This window comes from Aeromonas sp. QDB39, from assembly GCF_027707585.1.
GTDB classification, from domain to species: domain Bacteria; phylum Pseudomonadota; class Gammaproteobacteria; order Enterobacterales; family Aeromonadaceae; genus Aeromonas; species Aeromonas hydrophila.
Map to the genome: position 1 here is coordinate 1 of NZ_JAPCIV010000086.1, position 4,756 is coordinate 4,756.

At 42.7% G+C, this 4,756-nt stretch carries 3 protein-coding genes; all 3 read left to right on the top strand.

Annotated features, from left to right (window positions below; all coding sequences use genetic code 11):
• Nucleotides 1–861: site-specific integrase (locus PG899_RS23690; protein ID WP_270697789.1), on the top strand; the 861-nt coding region annotated here is incomplete at its 5' end.
• Nucleotides 854–2,581: a hypothetical protein gene (locus tag PG899_RS23695; protein ID WP_111896557.1), complete on the top strand. Its 1,728-nt coding sequence runs from the start codon at nucleotides 854–856 to the stop codon at nucleotides 2,579–2,581. The genes PG899_RS23690 and PG899_RS23695, both read left to right, overlap by 8 nt.
• Before the next feature lie 4 nt (nucleotides 2,582–2,585).
• Entirely contained in the window at nucleotides 2,586–4,631 is a 2,046-nt protein-coding gene (locus PG899_RS23700) for a hypothetical protein (protein ID WP_103858062.1), read from the top strand.
• The last annotated feature ends 125 nt before the right edge of the window (nucleotides 4,632–4,756 follow it).

The following is a 4,756-nucleotide window of genomic DNA, read 5'->3' on the forward strand; positions in this document are numbered from 1 at the left end:
TCTGTCAAAAATACAGGGATGCTGGCACATCTCTCCCCTACCTATAACGTGCAAACCAGCGATTTGAGGATAAAAGTCGCACGTGACGCGAACAGCAAAAACGTTCGTCCCTTATCTCCATTAAGTCGTGAATCATTGGCTATCTTGACCCAGCATTTACCACAAACAGCAGAGGAACTGCGTTTACAAGTGCTGCTATCTATTGATACTGGGCTACGCATTAATGAAGTCGCAACATTAACCATTGATGCTCTAAATACGGCCACGCCACTGGCTGAAAGCCAACACCGTTATGAACTATTGCTCTCACCACAAGTAACTGGTGTTCAAACCAAATATAGTAAATCAAGACAGATTGAAATCTCAGCGCAATTGTTGGCAGTGTTGAATGAATATCGCGCCTCAGAGCGCCGCCTAAAACGCTTAACCAAACTCTACGAAAAAATTGAGCTCTTGACCGCTCCTAAAGCATCTTTTCATCAAGCAGCTATAGATACTCTTCAATGGTGCAAAAAGCACGAACCACTTTTTGTCAGCAACCAAGGAAATCCCGTAACCGCTAAATCCATCGAGGCTCGCTGGACAGAGTTCAGGACTCAGCTCAAACAGGTTCATCCATCATTTACACATCGCTTTCATGATCTGCGTTCCACCTACGGCACCTATCGTCTCAATGATCTGTTGGAAGCCAACTTTCCAGCCGTGGAGTGTATGGAGCTGCTAATGGGCTGGATGGGACACAAAAACGAGTCCACCACTTGGAAATATCTACGTTTCTTAAAACAGAAAGAGGCGTTCAAAGTAAAATTTGGGATGCTCGATAGCATCATGCATGAGGCGTTGGGTGGTAACGATGAATAATGTTACCTACATCAGTGGTTGGAATCCCAAGTTGTGTATTCAGCTTGATGACTACAGGGCTGACTTCAATCGCTACCTTTTCAAGGGATTACCTTCGACCGTAGCGTTGCAACAAGGTGGTGAATTTAACGAGGCCGACCGCAAGCAAATTATTTACCAATTGAAGTCACAGTTCGACGAAAAAATTGAAGAAGGCGGTAGTCTAGCCTCACATAAAACTATATTTGTACACACTGCTCAGTATCTAAAATGGTGTGACGAGCATAATACACCCGCATTTACACAGCGATCTTTAGAAGGCTATATGTCTTATATGGATACTAAAGTGATGCTAGGACAATACAAAGGAAATAGCTATAAAAAAACCCGCTCAGTCATGGTCACGTTATTTACTAAGTATCTAGAACTACCGACAAGTTATTTCGATAGAATAGTGATCAGAGATGGGAGCGACTGTGAGCCATTTGAGGCTTACAGTCGCAGCGATCTAAATCAACTGCTGCCATTTCTAAGGTCGCTGTTTAAGCAAACCTATCAACAGTTCATCCAAAACCCAGAAAAACATATTAACAGTAGCTTCAAAACAAAAACGATGACGTTTCAGTGGCAAGGGCAGCAGTACCCGCTAGCCATAGGAATAACAAAAATGATGTGCGCAGCGACCTACTTACTGTCTTACTACACTTACGCCAACACCAGTGATTTGTTCAAACTAAAACAGCCGAACAACGCCTCAACAAAGGCTGATGAAGTGTGGTACACCATGCCAGCGTTTAAGCGTCGTGCGTTTAAAACCATCCAACTTGAGATGGGTGGACATGAATTAGAAATCCCCAAGTATGCCTTGGATTTTTTTGATAAATTGCTGGCTGCATCCAAATACATCCATGATGGTGAAAACGCCACTTTGCTGCAAACGGTTATCTCAAAAAAAACACAACCTTTAACATCAAAGGTGCTAGAGGCCTTCCTGAGTATATGGGTCGAAAAGCACTTTACCTTTACCGATCAAACTAACCGCCGCTTACGGCCAGTCATAAGCCGTTTTCGCGAAACAGGAGCACAGTTAACAGCTTACCACCAAGGTGACTTGGCTAACGATCTCATGCTCAACAATACCCCTAAAACACGCAAAAAACATTATAGCGAAGGTAGTAAAATCGCTAACAATGGCATGATGCAAGATACTATGTCCATTCGTGAGGCGCAGATAAAAAATAAGATTGACGTAAAAGAGGCACAGAAAAGCTTAGGGATTGAGGTACTAGTTATTGATGCGGAATATAAAGTCAACCTCCCTAATTTAAGTCGAACACCCAACGGTGGAAGTTGTAAGGCCCCCTTTGGCGAAAGGTCTGATAAATACGCACGCAAAGCGCAACAGCATGGACTACTTAAAGAGGGGGAGCGTTTAGCCTGCGCAGATCTGCTAGCTTGCTTCGGCTGCCCTGACCAAGTAATAGTTCAGTCTGTTTCTGACATTTGGTGTTTACTGTCGTTTAAGGCATGTATTGAGGAGTCGCTGTATCTACATTTGGATGCCAGCCACTACCGCAAAAATTTCCAGAAAATCATTAACTTTATAGATTTAAACATATGCCCGACCATCAATAAAAAGATACTAAAGCAAGCCGAAGAAAAGTTAAATGACGAAGGTTTACACCCAGCCTGGGACGACAGTGCATATCTGTTAAATCTGCTGCCCCAACCCAGAAGGTAAAACAATGGACACGACACACCTCTATTCCAGCAGTTTTCCTGATCAGCATAAAGTTCAGGACATAGATGTGGTCAAACTCTACCATGAAGGGAAATTTGACAAACTTGATATTGTCACAGTCTGCAAAGACATAGATGGTCAGGTTACTGCCAGCTTTGGACAAAACGTTTGGAGTTGCATGCCATTTTCTCGAAAAAAAAATGCAAATAACCTTAATTTCAAAGAGTTCGACTATACGCCAAAACTGCAACGAGAGCTTAAACTTATCACCTATGGTTGGTTATTTAACAAAAGTCCTAAGAATATAAAGGCAGTGAAATTTTCGAGTGTTTATGTTCGGCTTACGGCAATTAAACGCGCTTACCAGTTTTTATTTAAAAGCAATCTCAGTTCCCTAAGCGCACTATCTCATTCAAACATCTGGGTAGAGTTTGAGAACTATTTGATATCCCAAAAATTATCCCAGAGTGCGCTCGAACAAACTTTTGTTGCAGTTAATGCTGCGACAGACTTTGCCTCGTGGCACAAGTTAGAATTGGGCTTAACTCCCATTAAAGCCAATATAAAAGCGAAGTCCCTCAGTTCGAAGGAGGCGCAACAAACTCTCGTGATTCCAGAGCGCTTATGTGATGCCATCTATGGTAAAGCGATTGAGTTAGTAGAGAGTGCTTACCCACACCGGAAACTAATTTCAGACACAGAAAAAGCCCTACAAGAAAACTATAATTTAGCTAAGAGCATCTTGGATGTGAAGATTAAATCTGGATCAATGTTTTCTTTTATTAATATTGATGGGAGCATCAACAGACATAAATACGCTTCTGCAATCGTAGATAACAAACCTCAAGGGCAGAGAAAAATTCTATCCACTTTAGCCAACAAACTCCCCAGCATTAAATTAACGCATGGACACCATTTCCAACGTTACTTATCAAATCTCATCACCGCAAGTTACATTATCTGTGGCGGCTTTAGTGGAATGCGAGACTCGGAACTGAATAAACTAGCTCCTGGCTGTTACTACAAAGATACGTTCGAGGGGCGGGATTACCACATGCTGCAATCTCACAGCTTTAAGCTCGGTGAAAAGCGTGAAACATGGGTGACGGCCGCATCATCAAAAATTGCCATTGAACTGATGACCGTACTTACGGAAAACTGGCGAAAAGACGTTAACTACCCGAATGAAAAATACGCTAATACACTATGGGTAAATCAATATAAACGCTCAATACCTCCTGTACTTATCAACAATTGGAGTGAGCGATTAAAGCGCTTTTGTCGTCAGTTTGATTTCTCTGTTACCGAAGCCGATTACCAAGAGTGCCTTATGTCTAACCCTCGATCATTGGTACGCGTGAAAGAGGACGTAGTACCAGGGCAACCTTGGCCTTTGACTCCACACCAATTTAGGCGCACGCTGGCATTTTATTGCATTAAAAACCGCTTTGGCACCTTGGTTGCGCTTAAGCAACAGTTTAAGCATCTATATTTGTCTATGACGGAGTGGTACACCAATGGCGGAAAACTAGCTAGTTTTCACAATTTAAAAATTGATGACAAGATGCGTAACTTATTGGCTGACATTAATGCTGAATGCACAGCAAATAAAATTTTCAAGCAATGGCACTCGGATGAAACACTGTCAGGAACCCATGGTAAGGCCATTATGAAGATGCGCGGTGATGTGCCAACCATTTATGGCTCTTGGGAGGTGATTTACAAAGCGGTTAAAGAGGGGAAACTAACCCTTCATGGCTCTATGCACAGCTATTGTAAGTCGGGATACGACTGCGATATGGATGGTGTTGTCACACCACAATTTTGCGTAGATTGTGGTTCTGGCAGTAGCATTATTGACGAGCAACAAGCCAAATGGTGGCAGAAAAAACACAACAGTTTAATCGCTTATATGGCGTCAGGTGACGATATTTCTGTGACCGAACGCAGCCATTACATCACTCAGATACGAGCAGCAGAAAATGTAATGTCAGACTTTGGCATGATATATACCCCCTTTGAGCCTGAACTTAAGGTAACGACAGTATGAACAAAAGTGAGAACACCTTAATGGTCTTAGAGGCGGCGTTGGAACGCATCATACAAGGTCAGCCTAAACGTATCCCTAAGAGCCGCAAACTCAGCGTCAGAGCTGTAGAGGAGGAGGCTAACCTA